This window comes from Nitrosospira multiformis, assembly GCF_900110185.1.
GTDB classification, from domain to species: Bacteria; Pseudomonadota; Gammaproteobacteria; order Burkholderiales; family Nitrosomonadaceae; genus Nitrosospira; species Nitrosospira multiformis_A.
The window spans coordinates 1-16500 of the sequence record NZ_FOCT01000022.1 but is presented as its reverse complement, the minus strand read 5'-3'; the positions used below and the strand labels follow the sequence as shown (position 1 = coordinate 16500).

Below are 16500 nucleotides of genomic sequence, written 5' to 3'. Positions count from 1 at the left end.
GGGGGCAACCTTTGCTCTAATGCTCGTCGAATGACATCCCTCTTCCATCCGAATCCACGTCTCATCCAGATAGAAGCTGCCATTGACGCTACAAGACACGCTTCTCAGCCGGTTGGTTGTCATGAGTCTGTCGGAGGGAATGGTGGATAAGGGCATGATAGAATCTAAGCTCCACCTGAACCTTGGTATTGCCATGAACGAACACCCTCGCATCAAATTACTGGAAGATCTGCTGGCTCGCCGCATCCTGCTGCTCGATGGTGCGATGGGGACCATGATCCAGAGCCACAAGCTTGGCGAAAAGGACTATCGCGGGGAGCGCTTCGCCGATTTTCCGCATGATCTCCGGGGCAACAACGATCTCCTGACGCTCACCCAGCCGCAGGTGATCCGTTCCATTCATGAAGCCTATCTGGAGGCAGGCGCAGACATCGTCGAAACCAACACTTTCAATTCCACCGCGGCTTCGATGGGCGACTACCACATGCAGGACCTGGTGTATGAGCTCAACTTTGCCGGGGCCAGGCTGGCAAAGGAAGCAGCCCAAGCGATGGAAGCAAAGACGCCCGAGAAGCCGCGCTTTGTCGCGGGCGTGCTGGGGCCGACCACCAAAACCGCTTCGATTTCTCCCGACGTGAACGACCCCGGCTTCCGCGGCATCACATTCGACCAACTGGTGGAGGATTATTCCGAATCCATTCGCGGCCTGCTCGATGGGGGAGCTGATATTCTGCTGCTGGAAACCATATTCGATACCCTCAATGCGAAGGCGGCGCTGTTTGCCATAGACCGGTATTTCGAAACGCATCAGGTGCGTGTTCCCATCATGATTTCGGCCACGATAACGGATGCTTCGGGGCGCACGCTTTCCGGCCAGACGCCGGAAGCATTCTGGAACTCCGTATCTCATGCCCGTCCGTTGTCCGTAGGACTCAACTGCGCCTTGGGGGCGGAACTGATGCGCCCTTATGTCGAGGAGCTTTCCAGGGTCGCAGGCGTGTATGTGAGTGCTCACCCTAATGCAGGCCTGCCTAATCCACTGGCGGAGACGGGCTATGACGAATCCCCGGAATATACTGCGGGGTTGATCAAAGGGTATGCGCAATCCGGTTTTGTGAATATCGTCGGCGGTTGCTGCGGCACCACGCCTGCGCATATCAAAGCCATTGCAGACGCCGTTGGGAATATCCCACCTCGAGCCGTGCCGGATGTTCCAAAGAAGCTTCGTCTTTCCGGTCTTGAACCGCTCAACATCGGTGACGACTCCCTGTTTGTAAACGTCGGGGAGCGGACCAACGTCACCGGTTCGAAAGCCTTTGCCCGCCTGATACTCGGCAACAACTATGCGGAAGCACTGAGCGTCGGACGCAGTCAGGTCGAGAATGGAGCTCAGATCATCGACATTAACATGGACGAGGCGATGCTCGATTCGCAGAAGGCAATGGTTACTTTCCTGAACCTCGTCGCCGCGGAACCGGATATCAGTCGGGTGCCGATCATGATCGATTCCAGCAAGTGGTCGGTCATTGAAGCCGGGCTGAAGTGCGTACAGGGCAAGCCTATCATCAATTCCATCAGCCTCAAGGAAGGTGAAGCCGAATTCATCGAACATGCGAAACTGGCGCGGCGTTATGGCGCGGCGGTCATCGTGATGGCATTCGACGAGACCGGCCAGGCGGACACTCTGGCGCGTAAGGTGGAGATTTGCGCGCGCTGCTACCGCATTCTCGTCGATCAGGTTGGCTTCCCCCCTGAGGACATCATCTTTGATCCGAATATCTTTGCAATCGCCACCGGCATCGACGAGCATAATAATTACGGAGTGGATTTCATCGAAGCGACCCGTGCCATCAAGGAAAAGCTGCCGTATGCAAAAGTGAGCGGCGGCGTTTCGAATGTTTCCTTCTCCTTCCGCGGCAATGAGCCGGTGCGGGAGGCGATCCACACCGCCTTCCTCTACCACGCCGTTCGCGCCGGGATGACGATGGGCATCGTGAACGCCGGTCAGCTCGGCGTTTATTCCGATATTCCCAAGGACCTGCTGGAACGGGTCGAGGATGTATTGCTCAACCGCACCCTCCCGCAAGACGGAGAGGCTACCGCCACCGAGCGCCTGGTGGAATTTGCCGAGAGCTTCAAGGGACAAAGCAAGGAAAGTACCGAAGACCTTGCCTGGCGAAATGGTTCGCTGCAGGAGCGGCTGACGCATGCCCTGGTCAAGGGGATTACCACCTATATTGTGGAAGACACCGAGGCAGTCCGGCAGGAAATAGCCGCACAGGGCGGACGGCCGATCCAGGTGATCGAAGGCCCCTTGATGAACGGCATGAGCGTCGTCGGCGATCTGTTCGGATCAGGCAAGATGTTCCTGCCCCAGGTGGTGAAATCGGCACGCGTGATGAAACAGGCGGTAGCGCACCTGCTGCCGTTCATCGAGGCGGAAAAGAAGCTGCTTGGCGATTCTAAACCCAAGGGCAAGATTGTCATCGCCACCGTCAAGGGCGATGTGCATGACATTGGCAAAAATATCGTCACCGTAGTGCTCCAGTGCAACAATTATGAAGTGGTGAACATGGGTGTGATGGTCCCCAGTGCCAAAATTCTGGAGACAGCACGACGTGAAAACGCGGATATGATCGGGCTTTCAGGGTTGATTACGCCTTCCCTGGAAGAAATGGCGCATGTGGCAAAGGAGATGGAGCGGGAAGGTTTTACCATCCCGCTATTGATTGGCGGGGCCACCACTTCGCGCGTACACACAGCGGTGAAGGTGGCGCCCAAATACAGCGGCGTCACCGTGTGGGTGCCGGATGCCAGCCGCGCGGTCGGCGTGTGCAGCAATCTGTTGTCGGAGGATTTACGGGCGGACTATATTCAACAAATCCAGACCGAGTATGAGAGGGTACGGGCGCAGCATAAAAACAAGAAAGGGCCTGCGCCGATGCTATCCATTGCGGACGCTCGCAAGAACGCCTTCAAAACGGATTGGGAAACTTACTCCCCTCCTTCCCCGGGTTTTACCGGTGTCAGGTCCTTGCGAAATTACCCCCTGGAAAAACTGGTACCCTTCATAGACTGGACGCCGTTCTTTCAGGCATGGGAGCTGTCGGGACGTTTCCCCGCCATCCTGGAGGATGAGGTGGTCGGCGAGGCCGCCAGCAATCTCTACCGGGATGCGCAGGTGATGCTGAAAAAGATCGTGGAGCAGAAATGGCTTATAGCAAATGCCGTATTCGGCCTGTTTCCAGCTAATACGGTCAACAGTGACGATATCGAAATCTATACGGACAAAGCTCGCGAGCGGGTAGCGATGACCTTCCACAACCTGCGCCAGCAGACCATGAAACCGGACGGCAAGCCCAACCTGTGCTTGGCGGATTTCATTGCCCCCAGGGAAAGCGGCATTACCGACACCATCGGGGCGTTTGCGGTGACTGCGGGAATGGGCATCGAGGCAAAGTTAAAGGTGTTCGAGGAGGCGCATGACGATTACAGCGCAATTATCCTGAAAGCGCTGGCGGATCGTCTGGCGGAAGCTTTTGCGGAGCACATGCACTGGCGGATACGGCGTGAATTCTGGGGCTTTGTCAAAGATGAAAACCTGAGCAACGAGCAACTGGTTGCGGAAGAGTATCAGGGCATTCGCCCCGCGCCGGGCTACCCGGCCTGTCCGGACCACACGGAGAAGGGCCCCTTGTTTGAAATGCTGAAAGCGCCTGAAAATGCGGGCATCATCGTGACTGAATCCTTTGCCATGGTACCCACGGCCGCGGTATCAGGTTTTTACTTTTCCCATCCGGAAGCCAGGTATTTCGCAGTCGGCAAGATCGGCAAGGATCAGGTGGAGGATTACGCCAGGCGTAAGGGCTGGACACTGGAAGAAACGGAGACTTGGCTGGCGCCTGTTCTGGCATATGAAAGGTAGGCGTATGAAAGATACTTGATCGGAAAGATCGCTTACAGGCCTGCGACATGCAGGAGATGCACTTATTTATCATGAGGGATTGAACGGTTATGAATACCTGGAATCGTGCGCTCTTAAAGAGGTGTTTACCGATGCTGACCAAAAGGAACTTCTAGGGGAAATAACGAATGCGGCGATTGTGTACGCAAAGGATTTTCGCTTGGAACTCCATGGCATCGCCTCGGTTCTGGTATGGATCGAGGCTGCTAAGCGTTATGCCCATACCGGCGATAATGCGCCCAGAATGCAGCATTTTGCTTTGGAGCATGAGCTTGCGAAGGTGTGGGATTCAGGAGAGTCCAGGAAATCCACTCTCAATCATGCAAGAGCCGATAATCTGATTATCTTTAATTTTAATTTGCGCCAAAAAAGTCTCCCTCTTGTTCTGAAATCAACGGACGAAACAACTCCTCCCCCTGATTCACTACCTTACCCACCGCCTGGGTTACAGGCCATGCTTGCATCCTGTTCTCATCACAGGGCTTGAGCAGGGATAGCAGGATCTCATCCCTCCTCAGGTCCGGATCAAGCCATGTATCCCAGGCATCCTGGGAAAGTATGACTGGCATCCGATCATGGATCGGCTGCATCAGCGCATTGCACGCTGTCGTGATGATGGCGCAACTCTCTTTTGCTTCTCCCGTATCGGTGACCCAGGTTTCGTATATGCCGGCAAACGAAAATGGTGTGCCGTCCCGGCTGGATATAAAATACGGCTGCTTGCGCCGGCCCTCCGTTTTCCACTCGAAGAACCCGGAAGCGGGAATCAGGCAGCGCCGCTGGCGGAAGGACTGTCTGAACGCAGGTTTTTCGGCCACCGTTTCTGCCCTGGCATTATTCAATACCGGCAGCTTCTTCACATCCCTGATCCAGTAAGGAATGAGGCCCCAGCGCATCATGGAGCCCATGCGGCCACTGTCAGTATCGCGTATGGCGAGTATTTCCATGGTGGGCGCAATGTTGTAGCGGGGTTTCAGTTCCGGCATGAATGAAGCGCGGTACCACTCCGCCAATACAGGATCAGGATGATTCAAGCCATAGCGTCCACACATTTTCAGCTATCCTTCCGAGACAGGTTACACTTTTTTCATATTGCATCAGGCCGCCTCCCATGGCAAACATTCTGCCCCTTGGGTTCATGACTTCCCCCTGCCTCGCCTTCATGGGGACTTCAATCCCGCTCCGTTATGTGTATCCGGGGAGAGGAAACAAGCTTGCTCTGCCGTTCCTGTCACTCCTTCACGCGGCTGATCTTTGCCACTTCAGGAATCCGCCTCAAACTGCGAATCACCTGTGCCAGATGATGGCGGTTGCGTACCTGTAAGACGAAATTCATGGTGGTATATGCGCCATCACCCTCCATGGCGACATTATCGATATTGGAATCCGCATCAGCGATGGCTGCCGCCACCCGGGCGAGTACCCCTCGCTGGTTGGCCACCATCAGCTTGATGCCCACTTCGAACTGCCGATCGATGTCCTTGCCCCAAGCCACATCCAGCCAATTGTCCGAACTGCCCTTGTTTTTGGTCACTGCCAGACAGTCATCGGTATGGATCACGAGCCCCTGATCTTTCTTGATAAACGCTATAACCGGGTCCCCGGGAATGGGTCGGCAGCACTTGGCAAACTGTACGGCCATGCCCTCGGTACCGAGTATCGTGATGACATCCGTAGTTCCGCTCGCACCGAGAGTGGATTCGCCGGGTGAAGCCGCAAGCCGGCGGGCAATCACTGCCGGTAAATGCTTGCCCAAGCCCATGTCTGCCAGCAAATCGGTTCTGGATTTTGCCCCGCTTTCACGCGTCAGTTTTTCCCATTGCATCTCGCTGATCGTCTGCGGATCGACCTTGAGCGTAGCGAATGCCTGATTCAACAGCCGCTCCCCGAGTTTCGCCGATTCATCGTATTGCATGGTCTTGAGAAAACGCCGGATATGCGAGCGCGCCTTGCCGGTAACGACGTAATTCAGCCAGGCCGGATTAGGCTTGGCATGGGATGCGGTGACAATTTCCACCCGGTCTCCGCTTCTGAGCACTGTGCGCAGCGGCGCATTCTCCCCGTTTATTTTTGCCGCAACACAACAATCGCCGATGTCCGTATGCACCGCATAGGCGAAATCCACTGCGGTCGACCCCTTGGGCAGTGCCAGTATCTCGCCCTGGGGCGTAAAGACATAGACCTCACCCGGAAACAGGTCAACCTTGATGTGTTCCAGAAATTCCAGCGAATCGGTGGAATCACTCATGGTTTCGAGCAGGCTCTGCAACCACTGATGGGTTTTCATGTTCAAATCGTTCAGATCCGCATCGGAACTCTTGTAGAGCCAGTGCGAGGCAACGCCCGCCTCTGCAATCCGGTGCATTTCCGGTGTCCGGATCTGGATTTCGATCGGCGTGCCGTAAGGTCCCCATAAGGTGCTGTGCAGGGACTGGTAGCCGTTGGCCTTGGGGATAGCGATGTAATCCTTGAATTTTCCGGGAATGGGATTGTAGAGGCTGTGCAGTGCGCCCAGCGCGATGTAGCACGAAGGCACGTCCTTTACGATGACGCGAAAACCATAGATATCCAGAATCTCGGAAAACGAAAGATGCTTCTCCACCATCTTCTTGTAGATGCTGTAGAGCTGTTTCTCGCGGCCGGTTACTTCCGCATCCAGCCCTGCGGTCTTCAGGCGCTGCTTCATGGTGTCGAGGATTTTCGTCACCATTTCTCGGCGGTTTCCGCGCGCCGCCCTGGTGGCGTTGGTCAGAACCCGATAGCGCCTCGGATACAGGTAACGGAAGCTTAAGTCCTGTAATTCATGGTAAATATTGTTGAGTCCTAGCCGATTGGCAATAGGCGCGTAGATTTCCATGGTTTCACGCGCGATGCGCCGCTTTTTCTCTGGCCGCATGGCCTCCAGCGTGCGCATATTGTGCAACCGATCCGCCAGCTTGATGAGGATGACGCGTACATCCCGCGCCATTGCCAGCAGCATTTTGCGGAAATTCTCCGCCTGCGCATCCGCGTGGCTCTGGAATTCGATCTTGTCCAGCTTGGAAACACCGTCCACCAGTTCCGCGACCGACTTGCCAAAGCGATCCCCGATCTCGGCTTTGGAAACATGTGTATCTTCCATCACGTCGTGCAGCAGCGCTGCCGCCAGCGTCTGGCTGTCGAGCCGCAGTTTGCCGAGAATGCTGGCTACTGCGAGGGGATGAGAGATATAAGGTTCGCCGGATTGGCGGAATTGGCCCGAGTGGGCGCTTTGACTGAAGAGATAGGCGTTCTGAAGCTCGGATACGTCTTCCCGCGTGAGATAGCTGGAGAGTTCGTGAAAAAGGAAACTTGCCTCAGGCAAAGTAGCAGAAGAACTGGACAGACCTCGCGCCTGCATCGTCATTTCCTTCATTTCATTCCATCAACATACGTTCCGGAATAGCAGCGGTATCCTCACTCGATGATTGATCGTCAGTTTACTTGTTACGCAATGAAGACCGGTTTTTTTACATTCCCCGTAGCGCTTGAACGCTCTAAAGGGTTCCAGTCGTGAGGATATCCGTTCCAACCAGGCCTCGTGAAATTTCCCGCAGCGCAATCACGGTCGGTTTATCCCGGGACGGTTCCACCATCGGGCTTCCGCCCACTGAAAGTTGGCGCGCCCGAATGGTTGCAACGAGGGTCATATCGAAGCGATTGGGAATTTTTTTCAGACAATCGTCAACAGTGATGCGGGCCATGATTTCCTTTACCAGATATAAGGAAATTACAGTATAGAGTGTCTGGTTGTGGAAAGGCAACCCGAAGGACATTTCAAGCACTTCATTTTGCACGACAAAGGTACATGCCGTTGCTACCGCTGGTGGCTCTATGAAACTTCTGGAGGAGGCAGAGGTAGGGATGTCCGCGTGCCTGTCCGGTTTATAAAATGGACGTGCGGGTAAGTTGTGCCAGCAGGCCATGGTGACGGACAAGCTGCTTCGCCGTTTTTAGGCGCTCCGCCTGTACGATACATTTCAGGTCCTGCAGCGCCCTCTCCAGCTTGTCGTTGATGATGATGTAATTATACTCTCCCGCATGACTCAACTCCTCACGCGCGGCCGCCAGCCGGCGGCTGATCGCTTCGAGGCTGTCCTGGGCTCGATGGCGCAAGCGCATTTCCAGCACTTCGAGTGATGGCGGCAGAACAAAAATGCCCACCGCTACGGGGAAAACCCCGCGCACCTGACGCGCGCCCTGACTGTCTATTTCCAGCAGAATGTCGCGCCCCGACATCATGGTTTCATTGATCCACTTTTTCGAGGTGCCGTAGAAGTTCCCGTAGAGTTCCGCGCTTTCCAGGAACTCGTCCTCTTGCAGTTTTTGCTCGAATACTTGACGTGTTACGAAATGATAATCGCGTCCGTCCATTTCTTCGGGGCGAGGCTGCCGTGAGGTATATGAAATGGACAGGCTGAGGTTGATACCCGTTTGCAGCAGGGCCTTGACCAGACTGGTCTTGCCAGCTCCCGACGGCGCGCTGATGATATATAGAGTACCTGGCGTTGTAGTCATTGGTTCGACCTGCTGGAATCCCTCTTCAGCAATAGGTGTGTGTTACAGCTTTTTTGTTTTTATGATTGAGCTCGCGCTCTTTTCGGTGCTTCCCACCGGTCAAAGAGTCAAGGCTAGAGTGTAGCAGCTTCCACAACTCAACAAGTTTCAGGATTTCACCAGTCCCTACCCCTTCAACTACCCCAAGGCCTGGGATCGCGCCCAGCGCACGATATCCTGTGTTGTCATTGCGCCCGCCTGCCGCGCAAGCTCCCGACCGCCCTTGAACAGGATGAGTGTAGGAATACTGCGAATGCGGTATTGCGCGCCGACCGTTTGCTCCACATCGGTATTCACCTTCGCGAGGCGAACATGGGGCTCAAGCAGAGCCGCCGCTTCTTTGAAGGCTGGCGCCATCATTTTGCAGGGTCCGCACCAGGGTGCCCAGAAATCGACCAGAACCGGAACATCGTTTTTATTAATGTAGCGTGCGAAGGTTGAACCGGTTAATTCCAACGGCTGGCCGGCGAATATCGGCTGGTGGCATTGTCCGCAATTGGGCTGCTCGCCGAGGCGCGCAGTGGGAACACGGTTAATCGAGTTGCAGTGAGGGCAGACGAGATGCAGGGAATCACTCATAAGAATTTACACATATCATCCAATAATTCCAATAATAGCCGGTAAATCGGGTGCTCCTGTTTTCAATTCAGGACGATGGCTATTTGCGCAGGGGATTCACGCGGTAGCGGCAAAAAACATGAACGCCAAAATTATTTATACATTCAACTGCCGATTTTCCTGCAGCTACTCGATATTCTGCACCTGCTCCCGCATTTGCTCGATCAGAACCTTGAGTTCCACCGAAATTTTCGACACTTCCGCATCCACCGACTTCGCGCCGATGGTATTGGCCTCCCGGTTGAGTTCCTGCATTAGAAAATCCAGCCGCTTGCCGATCGCTCCGCCTTTCTCCAGAACGCGTTCTACTTCGTCGAAGTGCGCCTGAAGGCGCGACAGTTCCTCATCCACATCTATCTTGCTGGCAAACAATGTCAATTCCTGGCGGATGCGCTCATCATCGCAATTTATCATGGCTTCACGCAGTCTCGCCTTGAGCTTTTCCTGAAACGTCGCCAGCAAAGCAGGAATGCATGGACTGACTTCGGATGCGAGCCGGCGCATATTGCCCAGGCGGTCCAGCAATATGGCTTTGAGTTTTGTACCTTCACGACCACGGGCAGCGGCCAGTTCGTCCACTGCCACATGCAGCAAGTTCATGCATGGCCCGAAAAAGTTCTCGGCGGAGGAGGATTCCGTCGCCAATATTCCGGGCCAACGAAGGACATCTGCCACCGCCAGGCCCCGAGCCTCGGGCAATACCGCTCTGACGGTACGGTCCAGTTCCAGCAATTTTTGCAACAAATCCGCATTAATATGCTGCAAATCTTCCGCAGGTGTAATCCGGGAAAAACTGACGCGGCATTCGATTTTTCCACGCTTGAGGCGGGTGGTCAGAAATTCGCGCATTGCGGTTTCCAGCATGCGGAATTCGTCGGGAAGGCGAAACTGGATATCGAGATAACGGCTGTTGACCGAGCGAAGCTCGAGATTCAGCGATCCTTGTGGAAGTTCCTTCGCGACTACGGCGTAGCCGGTCATGCTGTAGATCTTGGCTAACTTGTCCACTCGATCATCCACTCGAAGGTCCTCAATGCGTTAAAATTGTGGGCCTAGGCATTATCGCATATCGTTGCTGCATATAAAGGAAACGAGTTGGTGTTTCCGTGCAGCCGAAAAGGCGGTATGTGTCGTTCGACTTATCCGGTGAATGTATCACCGCTCAGTTAATAGTGAAGGATATAGTACAACTTATGCGTCCCAGTAAACGCCGCCCGGATCAACTTCGCTCCGTTCAGATTACCCGGCATTACACTCGGCATGCGGAAGGTTCAGTGCTGATCGAATGTGGGGATACCCGCATAATCTGTACTGCGAGCGTGGATGAGAAAGTACCTCTTTTTCTACGCGGCAAGGGACAGGGCTGGCTCACAGCAGAATACGGGATGTTGCCGCGTTCCACTAATGAACGCATGCAGCGGGAAGCCGCCAAAGGCAAGCAGTCCGGCAGGACGATGGAAATTCAGCGGCTGATCGGGCGCGCCTTGCGTTCGGTAATGGATTTGACAAAACTGGGCGAGCGAACCATTCAGGTGGATTGCGATGTGATCCAGGCTGATGGGGGTACTCGCACGGCGAGTATCACGGGTGCATTTGTAGCAGTGCATGATGCGATAGGAACGCTGCTGCGCAAGCAGGCGATAGAAGCCACGCCGATCACCGGTCATGTTGCAGCGGTTTCAGTGGGCGTCTACGAAGGCGTGCCGATGCTGGACCTCGATTATCTGGAAGATTCGCGCTGCGATACGGACATGAACATCGTCATGACGGACGACTTTGGTCTGGTGGAAATGCAGGGGACTGCCGAAGGCACGCCTTTCAGCCGGAATGATCTGGATATGATGCTGGATCTGGCGCAGCAGGGAATACGGGAACTGATCGCAGCTCAGAAAAACGCATTGAACAGATAAAGCCGGATATGCAAAAACTGGTCATTGCCAGCAATAATGCCGGCAAGCTGCGAGAAATTCGCCTCTTGCTGGAACCTCTGGGAATCGAAGTGCTACCCCAGTCGGCATTCGATTTTCCCGAAGCTGAGGAACCTCATTGCACTTTCGTTGAGAACGCGCTTGCCAAGGCACGCCATGCCAGCAAAAATACCGGGTTGCCGGCACTCGCCGATGATTCCGGCATTTGTGTCAATATCCTTGGCGGAAAGCCCGGTATCTTATCTGCCCGTTATGCGGGAGAACCGAAATCGGATGAACGCAACAATCAGAAGCTGGTCGAGGCGCTGCGGAACCAGAGTGATCGCCGGGCGTACTATTACTGCGTTATAGCGCTGCTGCGGCATCCCGAAGATCCACAACCCATTATTGCCGATGGAAGCTGGCATGGGGAAATTCTGCTGAATCCCCGCGGTAATGGCGGCTTCGGCTACGATCCCTATTTTTTTCTGGCAAATCTCGGCAAAACAGCTGCGGAACTGCCGATGGAGCAAAAAAACCGGATCAGCCACCGGGGAAAAGCACTCGCGCAACTCGTCGAGAGGATCAGGCAGGAACAGCCCTGATTTGACCGCTTACCGCTTATTCAGCCGTTGCAAGCAGAAGAGAAAGACAATTTCAATCATTGCTGAAACAATGGTTCCTTTTGCTTGTCTCTTCAATTCATCATGACAGCAATTATTTCTCCCGCAGCGATTCTCGGTTCCCAGACCCTCCAGATGAAGTCTCTGCCCCCGCTGAGCCTTTACATCCACCTTCCGTGGTGCATGAAAAAATGCCCCTATTGCGACTTCAACTCCTATGAAGTTCGCGACCGGAGTGGCGGCCTGCCGGAGGCCGAGTATGTAGCCGCCCTCATCCGCGACCTGGAAGCTTCACTGCCCCAGATATGGGGGCGCAAAGTCATCAGTGTTTTTTTCGGCGGTGGAACGCCGAGTCTGTTCAGTCCTCATTCCATAGATGAAATTCTTGCCGCCGCCAGGGCCTTGCTACCACTGGAGCACTTGGCTGAAATAACGCTGGAGGCCAATCCTGGAACGTTCGAGGCTCAAAAATTTGCGGATTTCCGGGCTGCCGGCATCAATCGCCTCTCCATCGGCATTCAGAGTTTTAACGCCCGTCACCTTGCATCACTCGGACGCATACATGACCGCAAAGATGCCCTTCGCGCGATCGAAATCGCCCAAAAGAACTTCGACAACATCAATCTCGACCTGATGTATGGACTGCCAAACCAGACGCTGGAAGAAGCGCGGGAGGATATCGAGACAGCCGTTGCGCACGGCGTGCAGCATATTTCCGCCTACCATCTGACGCTGGAACCAAATACATTGTTTCATCGTTACCCGCCCTCCTTGCCCGATGGTGAGCTGACGGCAGACATGCAGGCAATGATCGAACAAACGCTCGCGCGGGAAGGTTATGCAAATTATGAAACTTCGGCCTTTGCCCGGCCCGGGCGCGAATCCCGTCATAACATGAATTACTGGCTGTTCGGAGATTACCTGGGGATTGGTGCCGGAGCGCACAGCAAAATAAGCTTTCGGGACAGGATAGTGCGCCAGATGCGTTACAGGCAGCCGAAGGAGTATCTGACCAGATCGGCCCCCGAAGTATCATCTGAACCCCCTGTCATGGAGCAGCACGAAGTAGGGCGGAATGATCGCGCGTTTGAATTCATGATGAACGCACTACGCCTGACCGATGGGTTTGCCCCGCAAATGTTCATTGAACGTACAGGACTGGCTCTCACTCACATCCAGCGTCAGCTCGACGAGGCGGAACGGCGGCAGTTGATAACGCGGGATTTTCAGCGTATTGCGCCTACTCTGGTCGGCAAGCGGTTTTTGAACGATTTGCTGCAGATTTTCCTTCCCGGGCAAAGCCGGGTATAAGCCTCTTCAGGCGGTCTATTTTTTCCGGAATATCACATCCCAGACCTCGTGTCCGAGCCGCCTCCCCCGCTGCTCGAACTTTGTGAGGGGACGGTATTCCGGCCGTGGCGCATAACCAACCGCGGTATTGGTCAAGTGCGGCTCACCGCTCAATACCTTCAGTATTTGTTCTGCATAATCCTCCCAGTCGGTCGCCACATGGATATAGCCGCCGGGTTTCAGGCGGTTGCAAAGCAGGTCGACGAATTCGGCTTGTATCAGTCGGCGCTTGTGATGGCGCGCCTTGGGCCAGGGGTCGGGAAAGAAAATGTGCACCCCATCGAGGCACTCAGGGGGCAAAGCGTGTTGCAGGACATCAACCGCATCGTGCTGGATGACGCGTATATTCGTAAGCCCCAGTTCTTCCACTTGCTTGAGCAGGCTGCCCACGCCGGGCGTGTGGACTTCGGCGGCGAGATAATCATTCTGCGGATGCGCGTGGGCGATCAGCGCCGTGGTTTCGCCCATGCCGAAGCCGATTTCCAGGAATTTAGGTGCACTTCTGCTGAAGATAGCGGCCAGATCAAGCAGGTTCCCGGAATAAGGAATGCCGTATTTCGGCATCAATGTTTCATGGGCGCGGCGCTGCGCGTTTGAAAGGCGCCCTTGGCGAAGAACGAAGCTGCGGATGGGACGATGGGGAGAATGTTCAACCATTTGATATGCCTGGAAAGGACAGGTGGGGAATGAAAAATCCTTTCCGGTCCTTATTTCCCTGACATGTTGCCGATAACTCCCTCCACCGGAGAACTGGGACTTGCACTGTACAGCTTTTTCGGCATACGGCCGGCGAGATACGCTTCACGTCCCGCTTCAACCGCTTTTTTCATCGCTGACGCCATCAGTACCGGATTTTGCGCGGCAGCAATGGCCGTGTTCATAAGCACGCCGTCGCAGCCCAGTTCCATTGCAATCGCCGCGTCCGATGCCGTACCCACTCCGGCATCCACAATGACCGGGACTTTGGCATTTTCGATGATGATCTGCAGGTTCCATGGATTGAGGATACCCATGCCCGAACCGATCAGGGATGCTAATGGCATGATCGCGATGCAGCCGATCTCTTCCAGTTGCCTGGCGGCAATAGGGTCATCCGAGGTATAGACCATGACCTGGAAACCCTCCTTGATCAGAAGCTCGGCTGCCTTGAGGGTTTCAACGATGTTGGGATAAAGTGTTTTCGGGTCACCCAGGACCTCCAGCTTCACCAGGGTATGACCGTCCAGCAATTCGCGTGCAAGGCGCAAGGTTCTTACTGCATCCTCCACCGTATAGCATCCGGCTGTATTGGGTAACAGCGTATATTGCGATGGCGGCAGCACATCCAGCAGACTGGGTTCTTCTGGGTTCTGGCCGAGATTGGTTCTGCGGATAGCCACGGTAATGATTTCTGCGCCGCTGGCGTCCACTGCGACGCGGGTCTCGTCAAAATCCCTATATTTTCCGGTACCCACCAGGAGGCGTGAGGAATAAGCTTTACCTGCGATGACAAGTTTGTCCATGGGCTACCCTCCACCTACGGCAACGACAATTTCAAGCTTGTCGCCGCTTGCAAGCATCGGCTGGTCGAATTGGCTGCGCGGTACGATTTCACCGTTGCGCTCGACCGCGATCCGTTTGCCCTGCAACCCCATGTGCTCCAGTAATTGCCTGATGTTCAGCCTTGCGTCATTCGTTGTCCCTGAATCGGTTCCCGAATCTGGAGAAGGAACAAGTTGGGGTTGGCCATTGACTATAAGTTGTATCATTTTCCAAAGAGTCGCTTGGCAAAAATGCCGTCTCAGCTTTTGACAATATGCGTATTTTATAATTTGAATTATACGGCGCAGCCACCTCCTAGTCGACTCCGGTGAAACCGATGTTCATCAGGTGCGCGAGAACCGGTCGGAAGAATGGGAAGGCCGAGGAGATTGCTGCGACGGTTGTGTGGTTGTGTTCGGATGCAGCGAGCTTCGTTGTCGGGAGCGCCATCGTTGTCGATGGTGGCCAGCCGGTATAGCGACGGTCGAAGCCAGAAGTCCTGCGGCGAAGCTGCAAGGTGCTCTTGTGCCTATAGGATACTGACTGCTGTCAGATGGAACCATAAGCAGAATATTATGATAATAATCAAAATACATGACTTTTATTTATAGTAATACTGAGTACAATGTTCCAATGTCATGGCCGCATCAGGATGGAGCGGCTTTCACTTCATCCATTTCATTGGAGTCTACCTATCATGGAAAAAGAAATAAGGAAGTTTTTAACATCTATATCCATGCTGGGCCTGCTGGCCTCCTGCACCGAGACCAGCACGCTCGAAGCAAGGAATGACAATGCGAACATGGTCGCGCACAGTATCAGAACTTTTGTCGACCACGACGAGCTCGCCAGGCGGTATGAAAACCGCGCCAGGAAACTCCTGGAAATAGCAGCGGAACACGAGAAACGGCTCCAGTATTACGAGGACAAAAGCTACCCCTACGGGAGACACGAGCAGGATTCACAATCGCACGCCACTCTAGTGCAAAAATACAAACGGGCGGCAGAGAAAGCCACCCAAGCTGCTTTTCGCCATAGGATGGCGTCGCAACCGGCGAAACGCGATTATATTGCTTCGATCGCGTTACATTGATTTGGATTGCCCCAGGAGCTGGGCAGGGAACCCTGGCCGGAACTGGGGTGTTGCTGGATCTCAGGCATCCCTAAAGCTAGGCTGGGGAGGGGGTGCAAGGCCAATGATCGCCTCTGCGGAATTGATTGGATTGTATCAGAAGCAGTAAGGGCCTCCAGTAAACCCGGCTGGTTTCTCAACGCTCATTTGATGCCACCACTTTTGCGATCCTCGGTTCCAAAAGTACCGTGACACATATTATCCCTGTACAAGATGGCCTCCTCGTCGCTGCTGAACACCCATTCACCGCCAACGAACCTGCGGAACTCATTGAAATTTACCCGCTGCGGTTCACTTGAAATCCCCTTTAAATCCCCCTTGCACCTTTGATCTTTCTGGCTTGGATTTATCGAATGTTTCAATACACGATGTCTGGGCAATTGATGATCGAGGCACCTTGAGCTTGAATGGGGATCAACTCGCTGCGCTGCCGAATCTTCACTGGGATGCGCTTACGCCGTTCTCGGTTGCCCCGGAGGTTTCATTTCTGAATCCTAGGTTAAATACGCTAACGATTACGATAACTTCTACTGATACTTATTTAGAAGCTGTTCGTCTCAAAGGTGGCGTAAGCGTCGTCCCTGAGCCGAGCATGGTCTTGATGCTCATGGCGGGGCTTATCACGATATTGGTGAGTTCAAGAGGTCGCAGTGATACGAGCCAAATACCACCGGTAAAGCCGGTAGCTTGAAATGGTGAGCGCCTCAAAGGCGCCAGCTGCACATTTCAGCTTGCTGTTGGGCGCATCCTTCAGGAGATTGTTGAGTGCGTCCGTTACCCTTCGCTGGTTGCGTTTTTCATCAAAATCAG

The 16500-nt window shown here is 54.3% G+C and carries 16 protein-coding genes; 7 read left to right on the top strand and 9 right to left on the bottom strand.

The window, feature by feature from the left end; genetic code table 11:
- Positions 1–193: 193 nt before the first annotated feature.
- Positions 194–3925 carry a methionine synthase gene (gene metH, locus BMY01_RS16150; RefSeq protein WP_074749155.1) on the top strand — a complete coding sequence of 1244 codons (3732 nt, stop codon included), beginning with the start codon at positions 194–196 and terminating at the stop codon, positions 3923–3925.
- Between the two features lie 392 nt (positions 3926–4317).
- On the opposite strand, the gene BMY01_RS16145 is transcribed toward metH, so the two are convergent.
- The 6 genes from BMY01_RS16145 to BMY01_RS16120 form a co-directional block, all read right to left on the bottom strand.
- Positions 4318–5016: an SOS response-associated peptidase gene (locus BMY01_RS16145; protein ID WP_074749140.1), complete on the bottom strand. Its 699-nt coding sequence runs from the start codon at positions 5014–5016 to the stop codon at positions 4318–4320.
- Between the two features lie 179 nt (positions 5017–5195).
- A complete protein-coding gene (locus BMY01_RS16140) occupies positions 5196–7358 on the bottom strand; it encodes a RelA/SpoT family protein (protein WP_439331414.1) in 2163 nt (720 codons plus the stop codon).
- A 121-nt stretch (positions 7359–7479) separates the two neighbouring features.
- Entirely contained in the window at positions 7480–7686 is a 207-nt protein-coding gene (gene rpoZ, locus BMY01_RS16135; RefSeq protein ID WP_074749153.1) for a DNA-directed RNA polymerase subunit omega, read from the bottom strand.
- 181 nt (positions 7687–7867) lie between these two features.
- Positions 7868–8500: a guanylate kinase gene (gene gmk / locus BMY01_RS16130; RefSeq protein WP_074749139.1), complete on the bottom strand. Its 633-nt coding sequence runs from the start codon at positions 8498–8500 to the stop codon at positions 7868–7870.
- A 177-nt stretch (positions 8501–8677) separates the two neighbouring features.
- Positions 8678–9118: a thioredoxin TrxC gene (trxC, locus tag BMY01_RS16125; protein ID WP_074749138.1), complete on the bottom strand. Its 441-nt coding sequence runs from the start codon at positions 9116–9118 to the stop codon at positions 8678–8680.
- A gap of 165 nt (positions 9119–9283) precedes the next feature.
- Positions 9284–10138 carry a YicC/YloC family endoribonuclease gene (locus tag BMY01_RS16120; protein ID WP_074749152.1) on the bottom strand — a complete coding sequence of 285 codons (855 nt, stop codon included), beginning with the start codon at positions 10136–10138 and terminating at the stop codon, positions 9284–9286.
- 212 nt (positions 10139–10350) lie between these two features.
- Here BMY01_RS16120 and rph point away from each other — a divergent pair, with 212 nt between their 5' ends.
- From rph to hemW, 3 genes are all read left to right on the top strand, one after another.
- Positions 10351–11067: a ribonuclease PH gene (rph, locus tag BMY01_RS16115; protein ID WP_074749137.1), complete on the top strand. Its 717-nt coding sequence runs from the start codon at positions 10351–10353 to the stop codon at positions 11065–11067.
- An 8-nt stretch (positions 11068–11075) separates the two neighbouring features.
- Positions 11076–11669, top strand: coding sequence for an RdgB/HAM1 family non-canonical purine NTP pyrophosphatase (gene rdgB / locus BMY01_RS16110; protein ID WP_074749136.1), 594 nt, complete (start codon positions 11076–11078; stop codon positions 11667–11669).
- 102 nt (positions 11670–11771) lie between these two features.
- Positions 11772–12998, top strand: coding sequence for a radical SAM family heme chaperone HemW (gene hemW / locus BMY01_RS16105; protein ID WP_074749135.1), 1227 nt, complete (start codon positions 11772–11774; stop codon positions 12996–12998).
- A 15-nt stretch (positions 12999–13013) separates the two neighbouring features.
- Here the strand turns inward: hemW and trmB are convergent, their stop codons facing one another.
- The 3 genes from trmB to thiS are packed head-to-tail and all read right to left on the bottom strand — an operon-like array spanning position 13014 to position 14785.
- Positions 13014–13694, bottom strand: coding sequence for a tRNA (guanosine(46)-N7)-methyltransferase TrmB (gene trmB / locus BMY01_RS16100; protein WP_074749134.1), 681 nt, complete (start codon positions 13692–13694; stop codon positions 13014–13016).
- 50 nt (positions 13695–13744) lie between these two features.
- The gene (locus tag BMY01_RS16095; RefSeq protein ID WP_074749133.1) at positions 13745–14539 is read right to left on the bottom strand and encodes a thiazole synthase; all 795 of its coding nucleotides are present in this window, start codon (positions 14537–14539) and stop codon (positions 13745–13747) included.
- A 3-nt stretch (positions 14540–14542) separates the two neighbouring features.
- A complete protein-coding gene (thiS, locus tag BMY01_RS16090) occupies positions 14543–14785 on the bottom strand; it encodes a sulfur carrier protein ThiS (protein WP_074749132.1) in 243 nt (80 codons plus the stop codon).
- Positions 14786–14895: 110 nt separating this feature from the next.
- Between thiS and BMY01_RS16085 the strand changes: the two genes are divergently transcribed.
- The 3 genes from BMY01_RS16085 to BMY01_RS18910 all read left to right on the top strand — a co-directional run bounded on the left by BMY01_RS16085 (position 14896) and on the right by BMY01_RS18910 (position 16381).
- Entirely contained in the window at positions 14896–15036 is a 141-nt protein-coding gene (locus tag BMY01_RS16085; RefSeq protein ID WP_139176966.1) for an SDR family oxidoreductase, read from the top strand.
- Positions 15037–15255: 219 nt separating this feature from the next.
- Positions 15256–15651 (top strand): hypothetical protein, encoded by a 396-nt coding sequence (locus BMY01_RS16080; protein WP_254772794.1) that lies wholly within the window; start codon positions 15256–15258, stop codon positions 15649–15651.
- 334 nt (positions 15652–15985) lie between these two features.
- A complete protein-coding gene (locus tag BMY01_RS18910) occupies positions 15986–16381 on the top strand; it encodes a PEP-CTERM sorting domain-containing protein (protein WP_139176965.1) in 396 nt (131 codons plus the stop codon).
- Positions 16382–16500 lie beyond the last annotated feature (119 nt).

Excerpts from the sequence above, each read along its gene's own strand:
- BMY01_RS16080 (WP_254772794.1), top strand. The coding sequence starts at position 15,256 with ATGGAAAAAGAAATAAGGAAGTTTTTAACATCTATATCCATGCTGGGC.
- trmB (WP_074749134.1), bottom strand. The coding sequence starts at position 13,694 with ATGGTTGAACATTCTCCCCATCGTCCCATCCGCAGCTTCGTTCTTCGC.
- BMY01_RS16140 (WP_439331414.1), bottom strand. The coding sequence starts at position 7,358 with ATGAAGGAAATGACGATGCAGGCGCGAGGTCTGTCCAGTTCTTCTGCT.
- BMY01_RS16085 (WP_139176966.1), top strand. The coding sequence starts at position 14,896 with ATGTTCATCAGGTGCGCGAGAACCGGTCGGAAGAATGGGAAGGCCGAG.
- rdgB (WP_074749136.1), top strand. The coding sequence starts at position 11,076 with ATGCAAAAACTGGTCATTGCCAGCAATAATGCCGGCAAGCTGCGAGAA.
- metH (WP_074749155.1), top strand. The coding sequence starts at position 194 with ATGAACGAACACCCTCGCATCAAATTACTGGAAGATCTGCTGGCTCGC.
- BMY01_RS16120 (WP_074749152.1), bottom strand. The coding sequence starts at position 10,138 with ATGACCGGCTACGCCGTAGTCGCGAAGGAACTTCCACAAGGATCGCTG.
- hemW (WP_074749135.1), top strand. The coding sequence starts at position 11,772 with ATGACAGCAATTATTTCTCCCGCAGCGATTCTCGGTTCCCAGACCCTC.
- rpoZ (WP_074749153.1), bottom strand. The coding sequence starts at position 7,686 with ATGGCCCGCATCACTGTTGACGATTGTCTGAAAAAAATTCCCAATCGC.
- trxC (WP_074749138.1), bottom strand. The coding sequence starts at position 9,118 with ATGAGTGATTCCCTGCATCTCGTCTGCCCTCACTGCAACTCGATTAAC.
- gmk (WP_074749139.1), bottom strand. The coding sequence starts at position 8,500 with ATGACTACAACGCCAGGTACTCTATATATCATCAGCGCGCCGTCGGGA.
- BMY01_RS16095 (WP_074749133.1), bottom strand. The coding sequence starts at position 14,539 with ATGGACAAACTTGTCATCGCAGGTAAAGCTTATTCCTCACGCCTCCTG.
- thiS (WP_074749132.1), bottom strand. The coding sequence starts at position 14,785 with ATGATACAACTTATAGTCAATGGCCAACCCCAACTTGTTCCTTCTCCA.
- rph (WP_074749137.1), top strand. The coding sequence starts at position 10,351 with ATGCGTCCCAGTAAACGCCGCCCGGATCAACTTCGCTCCGTTCAGATT.
- BMY01_RS16145 (WP_074749140.1), bottom strand. The coding sequence starts at position 5,016 with ATGTGTGGACGCTATGGCTTGAATCATCCTGATCCTGTATTGGCGGAG.